Genomic DNA, 297 nt, shown 5'->3' on the forward strand with positions numbered 1-297 from the left:
ATTCAACACATCGACACCCTTATCCGCCGCAAACTCAGTCCCGAACAAGTGTGCGCCTACCTGCGCAAACACTACGGGATCACGCTCCATCACAGTACCGTTTACCGCTACCTCCGCCAAGACAAAAGCAACGGCGGCACTTTGTGGCAACATCTCAGAATATGCAGCAAACCCTACCGCAAACGCTACGGCAGCACATGGACCAGAGGCAAAGTGCCCGACCGCGTCGGCATAGAAAACCGACCTGCTATCGTCGACCAGAAAACCCGCATCGGCGATTGGGAGGCCGACACCATC

Annotated in this window: 1 protein-coding gene; it reads left to right on the plus strand. The window is 56.2% G+C overall.

The window, feature by feature from the left end; translation table 11 throughout:
* Positions 1-297: IS30 family transposase (locus tag HMPREF2726_RS00940; protein WP_148132444.1), on the plus strand; the 297-nt coding region annotated here is incomplete at both ends.

It is taken from the genome of Neisseria sp. HMSC074B07, from assembly GCF_001810355.1.
Lineage (GTDB): Bacteria > Pseudomonadota > Gammaproteobacteria > Burkholderiales > Neisseriaceae > Neisseria.